Source organism: Kordia sp., from assembly GCF_965224175.1.
In the GTDB taxonomy this organism is placed as follows: Bacteria; Bacteroidota; Bacteroidia; order Flavobacteriales; family Flavobacteriaceae; genus Kordia.
Window position 1 is genome coordinate 4,789,996 of record NZ_OZ245041.1, and the last position, 19,743, is coordinate 4,809,738.

Annotated in this window: 23 protein-coding genes; 9 read left to right on the plus strand and 14 right to left on the minus strand. The window is 32.0% G+C overall.

What is annotated here, in order from left to right:
- Nucleotides 1-304 precede the first annotated feature (304 nt).
- The 3 genes from ACOQOS_RS20750 (at nt 305) to ACOQOS_RS20760 (ending at nt 2,368) form a co-directional block, all read left to right on the plus strand.
- Nucleotides 305-1,048, plus strand: a complete 744-nt coding sequence (locus tag ACOQOS_RS20750; RefSeq protein ID WP_420572388.1) for a phosphodiester glycosidase family protein — start codon at nt 305-307, stop codon at nt 1,046-1,048.
- A gap of 135 nt (nt 1,049-1,183) precedes the next feature.
- Nucleotides 1,184-1,888, plus strand: a complete 705-nt coding sequence (locus tag ACOQOS_RS20755) for a hypothetical protein (protein WP_420572389.1) — start codon at nt 1,184-1,186, stop codon at nt 1,886-1,888.
- A gap of 126 nt (nt 1,889-2,014) precedes the next feature.
- Complete coding sequence (locus tag ACOQOS_RS20760) at nt 2,015-2,368, plus strand: hypothetical protein (protein ID WP_420572390.1); 354 nt, start codon at nt 2,015-2,017, stop codon at nt 2,366-2,368.
- Between the two features lie 75 nt (nt 2,369-2,443).
- Here ACOQOS_RS20760 and ACOQOS_RS20765 read toward each other — a convergent pair whose 3' ends face one another.
- Nucleotides 2,444-3,472: a hypothetical protein gene (locus ACOQOS_RS20765; protein ID WP_420572391.1), complete on the minus strand. Its 1,029-nt coding sequence runs from the start codon at nt 3,470-3,472 to the stop codon at nt 2,444-2,446.
- A 216-nt stretch (nt 3,473-3,688) separates the two neighbouring features.
- On the opposite strand from ACOQOS_RS20765, the gene ACOQOS_RS20770 reads away from it, so the two are divergent.
- Nucleotides 3,689-4,606 carry a hypothetical protein gene (locus ACOQOS_RS20770; protein ID WP_420572392.1) on the plus strand — a complete coding sequence of 306 codons (918 nt, stop codon included), beginning with the start codon at nt 3,689-3,691 and terminating at the stop codon, nt 4,604-4,606.
- 21 nt (nt 4,607-4,627) lie between these two features.
- Entirely contained in the window at nt 4,628-4,957 is a 330-nt protein-coding gene (locus ACOQOS_RS20775; protein WP_420572393.1) for a hypothetical protein, read from the plus strand.
- A gap of 82 nt (nt 4,958-5,039) precedes the next feature.
- Here ACOQOS_RS20775 and ACOQOS_RS20780 read toward each other — a convergent pair whose 3' ends face one another.
- From ACOQOS_RS20780 to ACOQOS_RS20820, 9 genes are all read right to left on the minus strand, one after another.
- Nucleotides 5,040-5,753 (minus strand): DUF4369 domain-containing protein, encoded by a 714-nt coding sequence (locus ACOQOS_RS20780; RefSeq protein WP_420572394.1) that lies wholly within the window; start codon nt 5,751-5,753, stop codon nt 5,040-5,042.
- Between the two features lie 39 nt (nt 5,754-5,792).
- A complete protein-coding gene (locus ACOQOS_RS20785; RefSeq protein ID WP_420575170.1) occupies nt 5,793-7,058 on the minus strand; it encodes a DUF819 domain-containing protein in 1,266 nt (421 codons plus the stop codon).
- Nucleotides 7,059-7,767: 709 nt separating this feature from the next.
- Nucleotides 7,768-9,645, minus strand: coding sequence for a peptidase M61 (locus ACOQOS_RS20790; RefSeq protein WP_420572395.1), 1,878 nt, complete (start codon nt 9,643-9,645; stop codon nt 7,768-7,770).
- Nucleotides 9,646-9,801: 156 nt separating this feature from the next.
- Nucleotides 9,802-9,978: an Arc family DNA-binding protein gene (locus ACOQOS_RS20795; RefSeq protein ID WP_420572396.1), complete on the minus strand. Its 177-nt coding sequence runs from the start codon at nt 9,976-9,978 to the stop codon at nt 9,802-9,804.
- Nucleotides 9,979-9,980: 2 nt separating this feature from the next.
- Nucleotides 9,981-10,502, minus strand: a complete 522-nt coding sequence (locus ACOQOS_RS20800) for a DUF1648 domain-containing protein (protein WP_420572397.1) — start codon at nt 10,500-10,502, stop codon at nt 9,981-9,983.
- A 93-nt stretch (nt 10,503-10,595) separates the two neighbouring features.
- Nucleotides 10,596-10,775 (minus strand): hypothetical protein, encoded by a 180-nt coding sequence (locus tag ACOQOS_RS20805; RefSeq protein ID WP_420572398.1) that lies wholly within the window; start codon nt 10,773-10,775, stop codon nt 10,596-10,598.
- A 1-nt stretch (nt 10,776) separates the two neighbouring features.
- Complete coding sequence (locus ACOQOS_RS20810) at nt 10,777-11,637, minus strand: SPFH domain-containing protein (protein ID WP_420572399.1); 861 nt, start codon at nt 11,635-11,637, stop codon at nt 10,777-10,779.
- Between the two features lie 287 nt (nt 11,638-11,924).
- Nucleotides 11,925-12,527 carry an alpha-ketoglutarate-dependent dioxygenase AlkB family protein gene (locus ACOQOS_RS20815; RefSeq protein WP_420572400.1) on the minus strand — a complete coding sequence of 201 codons (603 nt, stop codon included), beginning with the start codon at nt 12,525-12,527 and terminating at the stop codon, nt 11,925-11,927.
- Nucleotides 12,517-13,704 (minus strand): tetratricopeptide repeat protein, encoded by a 1,188-nt coding sequence (locus ACOQOS_RS20820; RefSeq protein ID WP_420572401.1) that lies wholly within the window; start codon nt 13,702-13,704, stop codon nt 12,517-12,519. The genes ACOQOS_RS20815 and ACOQOS_RS20820 overlap by 11 nt, the downstream gene beginning before the upstream one ends.
- 29 nt (nt 13,705-13,733) lie before the next feature.
- On the opposite strand from ACOQOS_RS20820, the gene ACOQOS_RS20825 reads away from it, so the two are divergent.
- From ACOQOS_RS20825 to ACOQOS_RS20835, 3 genes are all read left to right on the plus strand, one after another.
- Nucleotides 13,734-14,408 carry a M15 family metallopeptidase gene (locus tag ACOQOS_RS20825; RefSeq protein WP_420575171.1) on the plus strand — a complete coding sequence of 225 codons (675 nt, stop codon included), beginning with the start codon at nt 13,734-13,736 and terminating at the stop codon, nt 14,406-14,408.
- Nucleotides 14,409-14,590: 182 nt separating this feature from the next.
- Nucleotides 14,591-14,755 carry a class I lanthipeptide gene (locus ACOQOS_RS20830; RefSeq protein ID WP_420572402.1) on the plus strand — a complete coding sequence of 55 codons (165 nt, stop codon included), beginning with the start codon at nt 14,591-14,593 and terminating at the stop codon, nt 14,753-14,755.
- Nucleotides 14,756-14,892: 137 nt separating this feature from the next.
- Entirely contained in the window at nt 14,893-15,132 is a 240-nt protein-coding gene (locus ACOQOS_RS20835) for a hypothetical protein (protein WP_420572403.1), read from the plus strand.
- A 103-nt stretch (nt 15,133-15,235) separates the two neighbouring features.
- On the opposite strand, the gene ACOQOS_RS20840 is transcribed toward ACOQOS_RS20835, so the two are convergent.
- Nucleotides 15,236-15,856, minus strand: coding sequence for a Crp/Fnr family transcriptional regulator (locus ACOQOS_RS20840; protein WP_420572404.1), 621 nt, complete (start codon nt 15,854-15,856; stop codon nt 15,236-15,238).
- Nucleotides 15,857-16,519 carry a 3,4-dihydroxy-2-butanone-4-phosphate synthase gene (gene ribB / locus ACOQOS_RS20845; RefSeq protein WP_420572405.1) on the minus strand — a complete coding sequence of 221 codons (663 nt, stop codon included), beginning with the start codon at nt 16,517-16,519 and terminating at the stop codon, nt 15,857-15,859.
- A 197-nt stretch (nt 16,520-16,716) separates the two neighbouring features.
- On the opposite strand from ribB, the gene ACOQOS_RS20850 reads away from it, so the two are divergent.
- Entirely contained in the window at nt 16,717-16,920 is a 204-nt protein-coding gene (locus tag ACOQOS_RS20850) for a hypothetical protein (RefSeq protein ID WP_420572406.1), read from the plus strand.
- A gap of 173 nt (nt 16,921-17,093) precedes the next feature.
- Here the strand turns inward: ACOQOS_RS20850 and ACOQOS_RS20855 are convergent, their stop codons facing one another.
- A complete protein-coding gene (locus tag ACOQOS_RS20855; protein ID WP_420572407.1) occupies nt 17,094-17,981 on the minus strand; it encodes an RluA family pseudouridine synthase in 888 nt (295 codons plus the stop codon).
- A gap of 87 nt (nt 17,982-18,068) precedes the next feature.
- Entirely contained in the window at nt 18,069-19,724 is a 1,656-nt protein-coding gene (locus ACOQOS_RS20860) for a serine hydrolase (protein ID WP_420572408.1), read from the minus strand.
- Between the last annotated feature and the right edge of the window lie 19 nt (nt 19,725-19,743).

Here is a 19,743-nt window from a genome sequence, read left to right on the forward strand (position 1 = left end):
TAAATATAAAACGTTTAGAATAGCTAGTTTTTATCAAGAATTCACGAATATTTCTTTTGTATCTGATTGTTTTAAAAAAGTAATTGGCACATCGCTACATTTTCAAATTAACACATTAATCACACGTCACTTCGAGTGGCGAATCTCCGATTCGTTGTATCGAGAAGTACTCTGAAACTTCAGCGTTAAAAATTAACGGTTGTTGATTTTAGAACTTCCTTACCTCAAAACTTGTCACATTGAGCACAGTTGAAAAGCAAAACCTAAAATTTCCTTATCTTTCATATTCTTTAAAAAAGAATGTATGATTTTAAAAAAACTATTTTTTAGCTCTCGCTTGATATTACTCGTATTCTTTTTAAGTTTCTGTGCTAAAGAAGAGTCAAAAGAACAACGTGATACGCCTAGAATAGTAGCTTTTGAAGTCAATCCAAAAAAAGAGCAAGTAGATTTTTATTGGAAAAACGCGCAAGGTCAAATCTATGGAAATGCTAAAAACTTAAAAACACAACTTCAAAAAGAAAACAAAAAATTAGTCTTCGCAATGAATGGCGGTATGTACAAAAAAGATCAATCGCCGTTGGGTTTATACATTGAAAATGAAAAAATAGTATCTTCATTGGTGACCAGAGAAAAAGCTTATGGTAATTTTTATTTACAGCCTAATGGAGTCTTTTATATCAACAAAGAGAACAATCCAGTAATTTGTACGACAAAAGCATTTAAAAGCACAAAAAATGTCAAATATGCGACACAATCTGGACCAATGTTGGTGATTGATGGAAAGTTACACAATAAATTCACCAAAGGATCTAAAAGTGTGCACATTCGAAATGGAGTAGGCGTGTTGCCAAATGGAAATTTATTATTTGCGATGAGTAAAGAAAGAATTAATTTCTATGACTTTGCTAGTTTTTTCAAAGAAAATGGTTGCAAAAACGCCTTATATCTTGATGGGTTTGTCTCTAGAACCTATTTACCTTCAAAGAATTATAAGCAAGAAGATGGAAATTTTGGAGTGATGATTGGAGTTGTAAAAACAAACTAAGTATGACTGGAACTTACAAACATTAGAAATAAACAACGTAAAATAAATTTTGGTGTAATTCTTGGTGCGATACAAACGAATAAATCTATTTTCAGAAGAAATATTTAGACATTATAACCAATTAAACACCAAAAAATGAAAACCTACTTCTTACTTCTATTAGGCTTTGTTTTACTGACGAGTTGCGAAAGCAAACCTAAACCATCTGTACAAGGACTTTGGCAAGTTACTACTGTTACTGCTGGTGAAAACGAAATGACACCAAATGCACGTTGGGTACGATTTCATTCAAATTTTACACAAGAATCAGGAAATGGTTGGTTTCAACATTCTATAGGAACATGGAATTTGAATGAAACTACCAAAGAATTATCAATTGTCAATTCCAACGGATTGAAAGACTCCAATGATCCATTCAAAATAACGATCCATGAAAATATCATGACTTGGAGTAGAGAAGAAGAAGGGCAAGCACTTACGGTTCATTTAAAAAGAATAGAAACACTTCCCACAACTTATGGAGATCAATTATTAGGTTTATGGAAACTTGAAAACGCAGTGGGAAAAGGAGATTATTTCGATAGTTCAAAAATAGCAAATGCATCTTTTTACTTAGGATGGGACAAACGTTTTCTAATACAAACGGGGAAAACTAGAATTCGCGGTATTTACAATGTACACGGACACAAACCAGAAGTACAACTCATACCATATAATGAAGAAAAAAGTCATAGTTTTTGGAATATTCAGTTTGAAGAAAACAGCATTACATTAAAACTTTTAAATTCAGATAGTTTAGTAATGAGAACATTCAAAAGAATTCATGAATTCCCAAAATAGAAACAATTCAACGGTAATTTTAATATACTTATCGGAGTTATGTGATCTGTAAAGTAACTTTTTTTAAAACCTTTTAAATATGTTGTATCTTACAGTCAGAAAATAATAATCTAAATAAATTCAATAATGAAAAAATATATTTTACTATTTGCGATACTTTTCTCAGTACATTCTTATGCGCAAAAAGACAAAACAATTTTTGAATTGAAGCCTTCACAAGGAATGTGTATCACAGGAAAAGGTCTTGGACAAGATGCCGCAATTAATCCTTATAAAGACGGAAACAGTATTGCTGTGATTAAGAACCTTGGAAAAAACAAATTTTCTATTCGTGTGCAATATCGAGGAGAAGTATTTCAAACACGCGATTTAGAAGCTGGAAAAGCAACCATGATTCCATTACGTCAAGGAAGCGAATTGTATTTAGATAGTGAATTGACAGGAAAAGCCAGAGTAGAATTTAAAGATGGTGCTAAGTAAAACTGAAAGCACATATACTATAAAAAAAGAGATGATTTACAAAAATTATCTCTTTTTGTTTTTAATATATTTTGGCTACAATTCGTCTTTAAAATGTTCTTTTAAGAAACTTTCTATTTTATTTGCTTCGGTTTTTTCCAAAGTTTGCACTTCGCCTTTCATTACGCTTTTCATCTCTACATCAAAAGCATCAGAAGCTACAAAAGGTTTTCCATCAAAATATCTTGGTTTCGTTCCTGGTCCTGTAGGACTTCCATGATCTTCATCAATAGATTTTCTCCAGCGTTCTGCATGTGTGCGCCATTCTTCTCTATCTACTAAAGTAGGTGGCGTAAACCATACATTCCATGTTAAGGTGTTTCCTTGCTTTAACATATTTCCAGAAGCAACATTAAAAGCATCCATGACAATTGCATTAAATTTATTAACGATGTCGTTGTCCGTTTGCTCAATTCCGCCAATTTCTACGTCAATATGTCCTACATTCCAAGCTTCATCTTCATGTCTCGCAAATGGAGGACTTTTAAAACGAGCCGTTTCTCCTTGACTAACAGGAAATATAGGCTGACTTGGATCTTGAAATTTATGTGTTTTTACTTTAATAGCATTTGCTTTAGATGTTGGAAATTTTAATCCGAACTTATTAAAAATCTCCCATGCTTTTTTAACCCATTCTTTTTGATGTGCGCTTGGACTAAACCAAATTGTACCTTCAACTGTCATGTCTGCATAAAAAGTTTTGGTAGTTTCATCAACCCAACCGCGTTGTCCTGTTACTGTAACTTCTACATTCATACAACCAAATGTTGGAGAACAAGCGCCTTGTTGCGGACAAATAATAGAATATACACGTCCTTTACCGGTATACCCAAGTCTGGAAATATAAGGTGAAAACATTTGAAAACATCTTGACGCTTCATTTCCTGGAATCGTTTGCCAGCTAAATTCAGGCCATTTTACACCTTGCTGGCGTTGTAATAAATCAATATTATCCATATTGTCTAACATTGGCAAAGAAGACAAATCTGGAGTAGGATAGGCAAATGCAGGATTTGATTGTGCAAATCCGCCTTTCCATCCTGGAGGAATTTGGGCAGTACTCATGGTATATTAGTTTTAGATTTATATGATTTTAAAAATACCGCTTTTTTGAAGAATCTTTCAACGTATAACTACGCGTTTTTTAAAGCTTTATAATTATAAATTGATGAGGTAATTTGTATTTTTACTCGATAATAAAGATTTAAATACTCAGAGGTTTGCTTTACAGATTTACCTCGAAGTAGTGAACTCAGAAGCAAATAATTTGTCATAAAAACTATGGGACAACGCGGCAATTACGTTATTAAAACAAAAGAACACACTCAAATTTATTATACGCATTGGCGATCTATAGAAGTTGCGAATGATCTACTACTTGGACCTCAAAAGTTTATTGACTTTATAGAAGGATTTGAAAAAAGAGAATACTTAACAAGTGAACCATGGATAGAATCTTGTGTGTACATAGACAAAGACACGAAAGAATTACTTTTTTGGGAAGGAAATGATTTGGAATACACTTCTGTAAGAAAACGCTATTTAGAATTATTGCGACACCAATGGAATGGTTGGAACGTATATTATGCTGAACGTGAAATGTATGATATTGAAGAGAAAATGAACGTAAAGTATACGGTAGAACAAGAGTACGATTATGAATATGATGTTACGCTTGATGACTTTATCAATGAAGAAGTTGACGACAAGGAAACTTCTATAATCATCTACATCAAGGATGGAAAAAAATATGTAAAATGCTCATATGATTATGATGTAGAAGAGTTTATTTTTATCGGACCAGAGATTTTGCCCGCCATAGACCAAAGAGCAACGATTGATTTGTCAAAAAGAGTAGAAAAAGATGCGTACAATGCAGTCATCATTGATTGTGATCAAAAAAAGATGATCGTCAATTATGTACATGGAGGTTTCAAAGAAAAATTGGCAAACCTATGGAAAGGCTGGACAATCGAAGTAGGAATGTATGGTTATATAGGACTTTTAGAAATTGCAGGCATTGATACTTCAAATTTAAAAATGACAGCAGCAGAAGTAGAAAAAGTGATTCTTAACATATTAAATAGAGATGATGACTTTGATCCTAAAGCTTTCGCTGAAAAAATTATGAAGGAAAGCAGTACTGCAACATTTCATCCGAGTTTCTTTGAAAACCACAAACGTCCAGAAGATGATTGAAAATAGAGTCAAAAAGTTTTAATGGAAACACAAGTTATTGCACCAGATATTATAGCGAAAGTCACATATAAAACTACTGAAGAAGGCGGAAGAAAAACGGCTGTGCATTCTGGATATAGACCACAAATAAAATTTCCTTTTTCAGAGCAAACGACTTCTGGAATACAAGATTTTATAGCGAAAAAAATAGTATATCCAGGAGAAATGGTTGTTACAGAAATTTATATGTTGTCACCACATCTTTTTGAGCAACAACTAGCAGCAAAAATGGAATTCAAACTTCTAGAAGGAGATCATGTTGTTGCTATTGGAGTTGTGTTAAAAATAGTGAATGATACTTTGAGAAAATAATTCCAACAAAAAAGCCCAACTTCTATAAAGTCGGGCTTTGGTGTTTTATATTAAGTAAAGCGTACTGAGCGGAGTCGAAGTACTATTTGTTTTCTTCAGCTTTACGCTTCGCTACCAATTCTTTCAACTTTTTACCATATTTCGATTCCGCAATTCTAGGTTTTAATTGCTTATAGATTGTATCTAAAAAACGAGAATTCGCATCGTATGTTTCAGTGGTAACTACATATGGAGTTATCTCTTTATCATTGTTTGTAAAAGCATAATTCAGAATATAACGCATACGACTTTTCGCATAATTATTAATCTGATCATTGATTTCCATAATTTTTTTCGTGTCTTCTTCTTTTTGAGCATCTAAACCTTCTCGTAATAACATCAACTCTTTGGTGTTAAACTTGGTCATGAAATTCTTAAAAGCTTTCAATTCTATATGATTAGCAGATCCTGAAACTCTCACGTCTTTTACAAATCTACGGAGCGTCGTGTTGATAGTCATTTCGCCTGGTTCAGCAAAAAACTCAATACGATCATTCAATTCGTTGAAGTCCTTTTTATCTAAGTATAAATACAATACTTCTGGTTCTTCAATTGTAATACCAAATGTAAAATTAGCATCACCTTTAATCACTAACGAATCTAAAGTAATTAAGGTTGTATCTTTTATTTTTTGTAGAAACAAAGTTCCTTCTTTCAAGCCATCTATATTTCCAGTAATTGTCAAATTACCTTTCGTTTCTTTTCCACAAGCGATAAATCCTAAAACAGTTAGGATAGCAATACATTTTTTGAACATCAAATTGAATTTTAAAGTGGGCAAATATCTGTAATTTTGTTAAACTTTTGAAGCCATTTCCATCAAAATTGTACACAAAATTGCTCCATAGGTTCCAACTACATATCCAAAGACCGCTAGCAATACACCAACCGAAGTCAAAGAAGGGTGAAAAGCAGAAGCAACAATTGGAGCAGAAGCGGCACCACCAACATTTGCCTGACTTCCTACTGCGAGGAAGAAAAATGGTGCGCGAATCAATTTAGCAACTAAGATTAGTAAAGCAGCATGAAATGTCATCCAAACCAATCCAATAGCGATCAATCCTGGGTTTTCCAATACTTTTCCTAAGTCCATTTTCATACCAATAGAAGCCACTAATACATAAATAAAGATACTTCCAATCTTACTTGCGCCAGCGCCTTCATAGTTTTTAGCTTTTGTATACGATAACATAATTCCAAAGGCAGTTGCAATGGTAATCATCCAGAAGAACGAAGAACCTAAAAATGATAAAGAACCATCTTTATCGCTTACAGCATCAAAATTACTCGTTAAGTACTCGGTTATATTACTTGCGCCAAAATGTGCCAAAGAAACTCCTCCAAATGCCAAAGCAAGAATAATCATAAGTTCTGTTAACGTTGGATTTCGCTTTATTTTGTCTGCGAAAGAAGAAACTTTTTCTTTTAAACGCTCGATGGCAGAATTGTCTGCTTTCAACCAATTATCAATTTTTTGAGATTTCCCGATTCCTAATAATAAAATAGCCATCCATAAATTAGCTACTACAATATCAACCAATACCATGGCGCCATATTTATCAGGACTGTATTCATAAATTTCATACATAGCAGCTTGGTTTGCGCCGCCACCAATCCAACTTCCTGCTAAAGTAGAAAGTCCACGCCAAACGGCATCAGGACCAACGCCACCAACAGCTTCAGGATATACAAAAGAGATTAATAAAATAGCCAACGGTCCACCAATGATGATTCCGATAGTTCCTGTGAAAAACATAATTAATGCTTTTGGACCTAAATTGAATACACCTTTTAAATCGATACTTAAGGTCATCAAAATAAGCGCAGCCGGTAATAAAAAGCGACTCGCAATCATGTATGTTTCCGAATATTTATCAGAGATAATTCCAAGCGAACTTAAAATTGCAGGAAGTAAATAGCAAATAAGTAATGCAGGAACGTACTTATAGAATTTTTTCCAACCAGAATTCTTGCTAGACTCTGTGAAAAATACAAATCCGAGAATCAGCATTAAAATTCCAAAAACAATCTTATCACTGCTAAAAAATGGTTTTGGGTGAATGATTGTTTTTTCTATTTTTTCCTTTTTAGTATCGTAATTTTGATTGATACTATCATAATTCATGAATGTAACATCACTGAGTTCATAGATAACTTCTGAAAATCCACTTTTTGGTGTTGTAGTAAGTTCAAATAGCGTAGTTGCTTTGTCAATAGTAATTAAATTTCCTCCACTAAAAGAAATAGTAGCAATTGAATTTTTTACATTAAAACTAAAATTACCATCAGCAATAAATTTTTTATTGATGTTACTGATATTATCTAATGTTGCGAATGAATCATTTACTTTTATTTTTAAATGAAATCCAGTGAATGCAATAGAATCTATAGTAACTTTAGTATTAAAAGTAGTTTCTTTACCTTCATGATGTTTCAACGTAAGTTGTTGTGAAAACATAGAAAAAGAAACAAAAAACAGCACGAAAGCAATGGCTTTTTTGAACATAATTAGGATGGTTTATCCTGCAAAATACCAAAAAAATAAAATTCTAAATGTAAAATGTTGAATTTTAAATTATTCTTTAGAAATAAAAAATGTAAGATTCATTGTAATTAGAAACGTCATTGCAAGAAAGAATGACGAAGCAATCTGTTTTTTCAAAAGCAGATTGTCATGATTTTAAAAAATCTTGCAATGACGTTTCAAAAAGTTTTGATTTCTCTTTTTAGTATAAGGATTTAAGAGAATCAGTAATTGAGTAAAATCGAAATTATCCTTTCAACCAAGCTTTTCTCAATTGTACTTCTTTGCTATTTTCTGGTAAATCTTTTACAATAATTCCAACTTCTTTTGCTGTTGGTTTTGTCACTTTTCCTGTAAGCGTTTTTGTTTCTCCGTTTCTCTTAATCACTACGGTAATTGCATCACCAACATTCCAAGTTCTTGAAGCTCCAATTAAGTCATATACGTTTTTCAATGTATATTTTACACCATTAATTTCATTAATAACATCTCCATTTTGAATACCTAAATCGGTCATGAACGAGTTTAAAGTGCCTTCTTCTAAGATAAAAATTTCTTCAGTGTCTTTATCAGCGCTGATATATGGAACTTGTCCGTTTAAGAAATAACCAACTTCTACTTCTTTAGTTCCTAATTCGAGTCCAACTTTTTCTAAAAACTCACCGTAAGGAATTGGCGTACTTCCAACAATATATGTATCAATCACACTGCGTAATTCTGGAGTCGTAAACTCTATAATTCTATCAAAAAGTTCAGCATCTTTAAATGGTTTTTCAATTCCGTAAGTTTCAGATAGCTTTTTCATTAAATCTAAAATTCCAGTTTCCCCATTACTTTCAGCACGAATAGTAAGATCGACAATCATGGCAATTAATGTACCTTTTTCATACACATTACCATATTCATCTTTAAATTCATCTGACAAGATATTTGAGCTCATTTCTGTAAAAGAAATTGCGTCATTATATAATAAGCGCGAATTTTTTATTTTGTCGTTAATACGTTTGTAAAAAGCTTCTTCATCAATTAATCCTTGATTTATTTGAAACAAATTGGCAAAGTATTCTGTCACACCTTCATACATCCATAAATGTTGTGACATTTTTGGGTTGTTATAGTCGAAATAATGAATTTCTTCAGAATGTACTGTTAATGGCGTAACAATATGGAAAAACTCATGCGAAACCACATCTTTTAAAGCATTTTGAATTGCTTCTTTAGGCATTTGCTCTGGTAAAACAACAACTGTTGAGGTATTGTGTTCTAAGGCTCCAAACCCTTTTGCATCACTCGTAGCAAGACTCGATAAGTACAGTAAAATTGTATATTGTTTTGTGGCATCAACATTTCCTAAAAATTTCTTTTGTGCCGTGATCATGGTTTCAATTCCTTCTTTTAAGCTTTCTGCAGAATATACACCTGTTGGCGAATATACACTAAGCGTAATATTCATGTCGTTTACTTTAAAATCAACAGTATCTGGCTTTGAATACATAATAGGATTATCGGTAACTTCTGCATAACGCGTGGCGCCAAAAGTATCTGTGTTATATGTTTCTTGTTCCGTAACTACTTTAGGAAGTGAAGTAACACCTTCTAAAGTTTTTGGGTAATTTACTTTGATTTGATATGGATATTGTTCGCTTCCTTTAAAGTAACCGACAAAGGCGTGTAAATTCAGGACAAAATTTTCATCTTTCAAAATATTTGATCCAGCAGGCGAAAATACAGGTGAATCAATATCATATTCAGTATCGAATGTATCACTTACCATATACGACACTTTGTCTAACTTTTTTGCATTGGCGATTAGCCATGAGTTTTGATCTACTCTGGTTGAAGCGATTTCGTTTCCCTGATAATCGTAGGCTTTAAAATCATCTACATATTTTCCGTAATTATCATCGCTATAGGTTCCAGGAACAGTTTTTGGAATGTTGAATGTAGCTGTTTCAGTTTGAAATTTCCCTGGATCAATTTCTACTTTTACTTTATCATCAACAACTGTGACTAAATCAATAGAAGCAACAATGTCTTTGTTATTATCGGTTCCAACTTTTCCAGAATTACAGCTCGACAAAGCAATACAAGCGGCTGCAATGATTCCTAAATTTTTTCTTAGCATAATTTTTTATTTACATTCAACGATGCAATTAGTAGCTTTTTTTCGAAAACGTAACAGGTTGGAGTGTTAATTAATGTTAACTGCGGTAAATTAGTGTAGATTTTGCAATTGAAGTATAGACTTTGTGTAAATAAAATATTTCCTAATACAAATTATTTACTGTTCATGATCTTCAGGTTTCTTTTTAGGTGCTCTTTTAGCGTTTTTTAAACTTTGCATCAACATCCATTCTATTTGTCCGTTGGTACTACGAAACTCGTCTGCAGCCCATTTCTCAATGGCTTTCAACATCTCTTCATTGATTCGTAATGCAAAGGCTTTCTTTTTTGCCATAATTATTTTTTTGACGTTGCTGCTTTCTGATTCTTTATTACATATACGATAAGTACAATTGGCATCACAATCGTAAAAGCAATCATAATTATCATAAATGTATTTCCTGAAGCTGCTTTTTCTCCCATTGCAGAACTTATTACTGAATACGCAATGAAACTCATTAATAGTAAAGTAAACAGATTCACAAATCGTAATAAGCGACAACTCATTTTGTAATTGTGTGCCGCATTTTCTTCTGTAATATCTACCATATAGTTGTGTATGTGCGGATATTTAGTCAATATATGTAAACCAATAGTAATGACAGTTGTAATAGCCATTAAAAGCCATATGGTACCTTTACTTCCAGTACCATCAACTTCTCCTTTGGAGTTGAAATGCGTAGGAATGATATCTGGCATTGAAGTATATTCCATAATTGCATAACACCACAAAACAACTAGAATTGTTAAGGTGATAAATTCTAAAATGATATCTAAGGTTTCTAATGGAATTTTAAGTCTTGGTCTATTTGAATACATGATTATTATGTGTTTTTAATAGTACGTTTTCATTTTTACATAATTAATTCATTCTGTGTGTTCTGTCAAATTTTATAAACGATATTTTGAAATTCATTCTTCTTTTTCGTCTTTAAAAATAACTAAACTTATGATGACACCAATGGTGGTTCCAATCAAAGAGCCAGTTAGTGTTCCCATAGCAACATTTCCAATAACAGCGCCAATCGTGGTTCCTATACTCATTCCGACAGCAACACCAATGCCAATGGCAGTAATTTGTTTTGTATTCATTTTATTGATTTAGCGTTCCAGCATTTACAACTGGAGCAGCTTCTTTATCTCCACACAGAATTACTAATAAGTTACTCACCATCGCGGCTTTTCGTTCTTCGTCTAATACCAATAATTCTTTCTTGTTTAATTCGTCAAGCGCCATTTCTACCATGCTTACAGCACCTTCTACAATTTTATGTCTAGCAGCAATGATAGCTGTTGCTTGTTGTCTTTTTAACATGGCACTCGCAATTTCTTGTGCATATGCTAAATATCCAATTCTGGCTTCTAGCACTTCAATTCCAGCAATGGCAAGGCGTTCTTCTAATTCTTTTTCTAAAGCTTCACTGACTTCATTTACACTAGAGCGTAAGGTAATATCTTCATCATGACCTTCATCGGCAAAATTATCATATGGATACATGCTTGCTAATTTACGCACAGCCGCGTCTGTTTGTACACGTACAAAGTGTTCGTAATTATCCACATCAAAAGCAGCTTTGTAAGTGTTGCTTACTTTCCAAACTAAGATGGTACTTATCATGATTGGGTTTCCAAGTTTGTCATTCACCTTCAAACGTTCGCTGTCAAAATTGCTTGCACGTAAGGAAACTTTCTTCTTGGTATAAAAAGGATTTACCCAGTAAAAACCATTTTGTTTTATCGTTCCTACATACTTACCAAATAAAAGAAGTACACGAGAATTATTAGGATTTACCATTAAGAAACCAAAAGCAATGACAAGTGCAATGATAATTCCAGGGATAAAAGCTGGATTTCTTAAACCGATCATTGCTGCAATGCTTCCAAAAAATAAGGCAAGAAACACGAATAGCATTAAATAACCATTAGCGGGAACTATAATTTTCTCTTCTTTCATAATGTGATATTTTATATTGATATTAAAATGATATTATAAATATATTAAATTAAATATGTAATTTCCAAATAGTTATATGATATTTTTTTGATTGTATTCGTTTAGTAGATAAGAAAACATCAATTATAGTATGGGTTTTAGAAGGAAAAATAAGTTTGGCACGCCATTTGTTTGTATAGAAGTGTAACACTGCAAAGACATTTAGCAAAGCTGGTTACTTTCTAAATAGAGTAGTTTACATTTTTTGGTTGGTTAGTTTTAAAAAAGCATCTTACGAGATGCTTTTTTTATGCGATAATGCGAAATGTAATGTTGATACGGCCTTGAATTTGTTTTGCAGTTTTTGGAATTTGATGTAACCAATGGTGTTGCGTTTCACCTTTCATCACTAATAAACTTCCATGTTGGAGTAGGAGTTTGTGTTTTAATGTCTTATTTGTACGATGCTTTAAGTGAAAAAAACGTTCTTGGCCAAAACTCAGTGAGGCGATGAGAGGATTTTTACCTAATTCTTTTTCATTATCGGCGTGCCAACCATTGCTGTCTTTTCCATCTCTATAATAATTTAGTAATAATGTCGTGAAATCTGTATTACAGGTTTGGTCTACAAGATTTTTCAAATCGTTTAAAGTTACTGTTAATGGATGCGGAATCATTTCTATATTGGAGTAACTGTATGATTTCTGATTGGTTCCATACAAAGCAGTTAATCGTGGTTGTGCATATACTTTTCCAAAAACTTTGATATCATCTTGTTGCCAAGGTGTTTCGTTTAGTAAAGTTTCAAAAATAGTTGTAGCTTCTTCCTGTGCTATAAAGTTTGGGTAATATGTAATATCTGCGTCTGGTAAATGCAGTGAAAATCCTTGTATTTCTTGATTATTCTGCACTTTTGAAAATATTTTTATACGCTTCAGAGTTTATAAAAGTTTGAAATTCTGAAATTTGAAACGTAAGATTTTCTTCGCTCATGGAAAGACGTTCTTTGATTTTAGTTACTAAAACTAATGCTTCATCGGTTTTGTTTTGTGTCAGCAAGGTATAGAGTTTGTAGATGTAACCATCATGAAATTCTGGAGATTGTGTAATTAATCGATCAAAGAATGGTATTGCTTTGTCATAGTCTGATTGCAAATTATACAGTAAACCTCTGTACACATCAAAGATAGCATCTTCACCAACATATTTTTTTAATTCATTAATGGCTTTATTTAGTTTGTCTATGTCAGCTAGAAAAATAGTTTCTAGTAAATTTAAATATACATGTAATCGTTCATCATCAGGCTTTTCTTTTTTGATGTTTTTAATGATTTCTATAAATCGATCAGCATCAAAATCTGCAGCAGAAGCTAGTACATATTGATTGTGAAGTGGATTTCTTTTTTCTACAGGAATAGAAACTAATAAGTTATATGCTTCTTCATAACTTCCAGACTGTATATAGGAGTTTACTTGTTGATATGTTTTTAATTCAGAAATGAATTGTTGACTTTGATTGATTGATTCATAATACATTTCCGAAATCATTTCTGAGAATACTATACCTGAATAAAAATTATACATGTTTGTTACTACAATTGTATCTTCTTTGATGCCAAGCGTAAAATCCATAAAATTTATAAAATCAGAACGATACAACCTAAAAACAATATGTGGAACGCCATCTTTTTTGTAAAATTTGGTGAATTTAAAATCACTTGGATACGTCAATTGAGCACTTATAGAACCGCCCAATTTTAAGTATGGTTGTAAAAACGCTATGGCTGTTCGTTTGTTATAGCTTTCTGCCAATTCGCGTGCAGAAAAATTAAAAAAAGAAGCAACATCTATACTTTTATCAAATATTTTTGGGTTTTCTGTATGAATAGATGCTTCAAGCTTTTTGGCAAATTCAATATATTTTTCATCTGAAAATTGATCATAAAATTTAGTAGTTTCAGCTACTTTTTGAGATGTTTTATACTCTTTTCCAAAGTAAACAACTGCAAGTAACACAATTCCAATACCAATTATTAGAGCTATTTTTTTCCAAAACTGATTGTTACTTTGTTCGGTAAGATCGTTCATCAAGTTTTAATGTGTATGTTTGTATTATGATGTTAAAGTCAATAAATATACTATTAATTCTTGTAAGTCTACTTACAATTCAGTCATCTTCACAATTACCAAAAGGTTTTGTATATGTAACCGATTATATTCCGGATATCACTATAGAATTGCGATATTTTTGTTCTGATAATTTTGTGGGAACACATATTGACGGATATGAAGCTGAAAAATGTATTTTGTCTTTACCAGCTACTTCAGCGTTACAAAAAGTACAAGCCGAATTGAAAAAGCAAAACTTAGGGATCAAAGTATTTGACGCATACAGACCGCAACGTGCTGTTGATCATTTTCGTCGTTGGGCAAGAAATTTAAGTGATACATTGATGAAACAAGAATATTACCCAAATGTGGCCAAAAAAGATTTATTCCGATTGGAATATATTGCAACAAAATCACGTCACAGCAGCGGAAGTACCGTAGATATTACACTTATCAATTTAGACACAAAAAAAGAATTAGATATGGGAAGCTCTTATGATTTCTTTGGGGAAATTTCATGGGTTGCATATCAAAAGTTAACAAAAACTCAGTTACAAAACAGAAAATTATTGCAAGAGGTAATGCTAAAAAATGGTTTTAGAAATTATCCTCAAGAATGGTGGCACTTTACTTTGCGTGGCGAACCGTATAGGAATCAGTACTTTGATTTTCCAGTAGAATAATCTTTCATTTCTAACTATTTAATTACAAGTACGGTATAACCGTACAAACTCTTTATGTAAAATTACTAGTTTTAATTTGCTATGTATCAACAAAGTTTGGAAACTTAAATTTTCAAGCACTACATCATGTTAGATTTTAGCTTAAAAAGAACTTTTACCATTATTAATTTAAATTTTACACCATGAAAAAAAACAGATTAACAACATTGAACTTCGCTAAACAAACAATTTCAAAATTAGATGCTAAAGAAGCAAAAGGATTAGTTGGTGGAGCTACACAAAGTAATAATCAAATGACTGGTTGCCATACAAATTGCACGGCAGGTACATCTACAAGACATTTTTAGTATATTTTTTATACTGTTTAAGCGGGCTTTGGCTCGCTTTTTTTGTTCTTATGATTCATAAATAATAAGTAGATAAACTTTCTTTTTGAAGGGAATCTCTATAATTTCAATGAAGAATTAACCAAAATTATGTTGTCATGAAAAAAAAGAATTTAAAGTATTTAGAACTTAACAAGAAATCTATTTCAAATCTTGGAAATCCAAAAGGAGGAATGGTGCCACCGCCACCGCCAACACTTTACAAAACATGTCAAGGACCTCCAGGGCATGCCGTATGTCCAGCTGATACCAGAGATGTCAGAGCTTGTGTAACGAGTCCTTTGATAGATTGTACAGTCACTGTTGTAGGTTGTGAAACACTTGCAAGATTTTGTTAAGAATTAAAAGCGAACTTCGGTTCGCTTTCTTTGATTACTAGGTTGAATTTGATTTTCATAGTTAGTAAAAAACTGTTTTTTTCAAATTGAGCACAACGTTTTGCTAACTTTTAGTACTTTTTATCTCTATATTTATTTCCTTTTGAAATAAGAATTTGGATTTGATTCTACTTAAAGTTTCTTGTGATATGTTGATGTAAGATGCTACAACTTTATTGGGTAGACGTTTTACAATATTTGGATTCACTTCAAATAGCTGTTCATAGCGTTCTAATGCATTTAGAGTAGTAAATGAAATTAATCTTTTAGAATTATTGACATATGCTTTTTCTAAATACGCATTGTAAAAATCTTTCCATGAAGGAATTCTTTTTATGAGATATCTAAAATCTTCATGAGTAATGTATAAGAGCTCGCTATTTTCAATTACTTGAATAGATTCTTGAGCAGGCTGATTTGTGATGAAGCTCACTAATTCTGTTGCAAATTGATTTTCAAATGCAATATAGCGTGTAATATCTTTCCCTTCTTCATCAATATAAAACAGTCTTAAACAACCTTTTTTTACAAAATAACTAACTTGACTATTTTTTCCACAAGGAAGTAAAATTTGATTTTTCTTTTTCTTTACTGTTTTAAAATGTGATAAAACGATTTTTAAATCTTCATCATCAATCGTAATATTTTTTCTAATATAATTTGTTAGTTCTTTATAATCTTCCATCTATTTATAGTCTCTTACTAATGTACGATATTGAATGATATCTTGAATTGATAATACAATCAAATTATGCTTTTTTGCAAATTGTACAATTGAATCATTTTTCGCCATTGTCCCATCATCATCCATCAATTCACATAAAACAGCTTCTGGCTTGAGTCCAGCCAATCTCATTAAATCGACACTTCCTTCTGTATGTCCTTTTCTTGCGAGTACACCATTATCATTTGCTCTTAAAGGAAAAATATGTCCAGGTCTAGCTAAATCACTACTTTTTGCATTTTCATTACAAGCAGCTTGAATGGTTTGTAACCTATCTTTAGCAGAAACTCCAGTTGTAACGCCTTCTTTGGCTTCTATTGAAATAGTGAAAGGTGTTTGAAAGTTACTTGTATTTTCCTTTACCATATATGAAAGATTAAGAAAATTCGCTTTCTCATTTGTCATGCATAAACAAATGATTCCGCTACATTTTCTGATCATCAATGCCATTTGATTCAAAGTCATATTTTGAGCAGAGAATATTAAATCACCTTCATTTTCTCTATCTTCATCATCAACTAAGATAACTCCATTTCCGTTTTGAAGGTTTATTAGTGCTTTTTCTAAACGTTCTTGACTGTTGTTCCCAAATACTTTTAAATTATCTAATTCCGCAATTACCATTTTAATTATTATTAAGTTTTAACAATTTCAAAACTAATACTGTTTCTAGTCAAATTGTTTGACCTAAGTCAATAAATTAATCCATTTGGTAAGTTGTTATTTCTCTAAAATCAAACCTTAAATTTTATTTTTTAAAAATATTGGGTAATGAATTTTAAAAACACACCCAAGTAGATATAACTACAAAACCGAAAGGCATGAAAAAACGAAATTTTAAGAGTTTAGCACTCAATAAAAAAATGATTGTAGTTATGGGAGCTCGTGTAAAAGGAGGAAGACCAACGTTTTCAGAAGTTGTAAAATGTAAGTTTAATCCTGTAAGCGATCCTTTAAAGCCAATTCCAGATGATACTAACGGAAGTTGTCATCCTTGTCCAACTATTTATTCTTGTACTTGCTAACACATATATCAACTTAAAATGAACAAACAGTTATATACATTCTAATTACGAGGGGTTTTTAGAATAGTATTGTTGTGGAAAGCGAACTTCGGTTCGCTTTTTTTTGTGTTTAACTCAACTTTTAATTTTAATATAAGTTACAGATGTTTATGAACGAATCACTTACAAATATTTTAAGCGTTAAATTTCAAAAAGCGTCTTTCTTCACGAGCAAGCAGACTTCCATATTTATTTGGTAGATCTATCGAAAAAGAAAGTTTTTCTTTCGTTTTAGGATGCGTGAATTGAATGGAAGTTGCACACAAAAACAATCCTTTTTTATAATTTTCTTCCTTTTTTCCATACAATTGATCACCAATAATCGGATGATTTATACTGGCTAGATGAACTCTTAATTGGTGAGTTCGCCCAGTTTTAGGCGTTAATTTTACCAGAGAAAGATATTCGTTTAGTAAGGAAGAAACAGTTTGCTCAGTTTTATAATGTGTAAAAGCTTCTTTTTCAGCTACAACTGAATTGATATTTCCTTCAGTATCGGTTTTTCCAATAACAATGGCTTGATAGGTTTTAGAAATTTGTTGTTCTTCAAATTGTCGGTACAAGTCTATTTGGGCATTTTTGGTTTTCGCAATGATTAAAATTCCCGATGTAGGATTGTCCAAGCGATGTACTGGTTTCGCAAAAGACAAGGCGTCAATAGCTACAGAAGGTTTTAAATTATGTGGTAATGCGTTTTCAATCGTTTTAAAGTAATTTCCATTTGTGGGAAATCCAGCAGGTTTATTGATGATTGCAATATCTTCATCTTCAAAAATAACGGGAATTGTAAGTTTAAAAACTTTCTTTACGATGGTTTCTTCTGCATAAATTTTAATGACATCATTTTCTGAAACAAAAGTTGCTGTGGAAGCTACTTTTTCATTGATAAAAATTAGTTTTTTTTTAAGTGCTTTTTTGAGTGAACTTTTAGTCGTAATACTTACAAAATTAGAAACGTCATATTCCTGAATACGAACAGGTAAATTGAGTGTTGAGACCATATGTGTTTCTAGAAGTTTCATCTTTGCAAAAGTAACCAAATCATACAAACAAAAACACGAACCTAACAATTGTTAAATTCGTGTTGTTATTATACGTAAACTATATGTTTATTTAATTTTCTTAGCAATATTAGTAGCACCACCTTGTAGTAAGGTTAAACTTTTAGGCAGTTTAGTGCTTTCATCTATTTGAAAAGTAATGCTTGCAGTGACTACTTTTAAGAAGAAATTGTCTTCCGATTCAGCGAACATTTCAAATTTTGATTGTCCTGTAGCTTGTGCAAAAATTTGATTTCCTTCTACAGTAACTTCAATTAAGAAATTAGGAGCTAACTCATACGTTCCTATATATTTTTTCAAAGTTTCTACAGGAAGTTGTATCTCTTTTTTGGGTTCAGGCAATTTTGCATCTGTTTCAATTCCTTTCGTTTCAGACATGTTTACTTTAAAAATAGCTTTCTTTTGTTTTCCTTCAGCGAAAATAATTTCAGCAAAACTGTCTTCGAAGAAAAAACGATTCTGCGAAAGCGGGAAAATTTTAAATTCAGAATCACTGTCTGTACGCTGACTATACAATTGATTTCCTTTTAGTGTAATTACTCGTATTGCACCATCATCAAATTTGTAAGCTCCAGTCCATTTTTTAAGTTCTTTGTTGCTCAGTTTGATGGCATCTGCTGGTTTTGGATATGGTTTTCCTATTGCAATAGCAGCAATTTTATTCGCAGCTTCTGATGGAGAATCACAATCGCAATTGGTTAAAATAATGACATAGACATTTTCACTTGGAACATAAATTCCTTGAGTAGAATATCCAAAAATTCCTCCGCTATGCTCCATTACGGGAACATCTTTAATGGAATTATGAAACCATCCGTAGCCATAATTCATCTTATCTCCATTGTTTAATGTATAATTGGTAAAGGCTTTAGCTAAACTTTCTTTTGAGATCAATTTGTGGTTACGAACAGCTTTATTCCATAATAATAAATCATCAACAGTAGACATTATAGAGCCTGCTGCATACGGAATAGTCATACTAATATAGTCAGCATTTGCAAAACCATCTTCACGTTCTTGATAACCAGAAGCTCTATTTTTTATAATTCTAGATTTGCTTCCATAGTAAGAATTTTTCATGTTTAGCTTGTCAAAAATTCGTTTTTGAAGGAAATCTTCGTACGAGGCATTGGTTACTTTTTCAATGATGTATCCTAAAAGCACGTATCCAGAATTGTTGTAACGAAATTGCTCACCAGGTTTAAAATCCATTGGCTCGTTTTTAAAAGCATCAATAAGTTCGGTGACTTTTAGATCTTTTCTAGCAAATTCTCTTAATGAAGGAATGGATGTATAACTTTTAATTCCGGATGTATGTGTCAATAAATGATGAATGGTGATTTTTGTGTCTTGAGTTGGATAATCGGGAATGTATTTTGTGATTTCATCATCTAGCGAAAGCTTTCCTTCTTCCAATAACATTAGAATACCAATGGCAGTAAATTGCTTTGTGATTGATCCGATTTCAAAAACATGTTCTGGCATCATAGCGATATCCAATTCTACATTAGCCTTTCCAAAGCCTTTTTTATAAATAGTTTTACCATCTTTTGCCACTAAAACTGTGGCGCCATAATTTGCCTTTTGATATTGATTTTCCATAATTTGATCAATATCTTTCTCCATGTTTTGCGAAAACAAAACTAAAGGAAGTGCGATAAAAAGAAATAGGAAAAGCGGTTTAAATAGTACGTTTTTTTTCATGTTTTTTTGTTTTGATTGA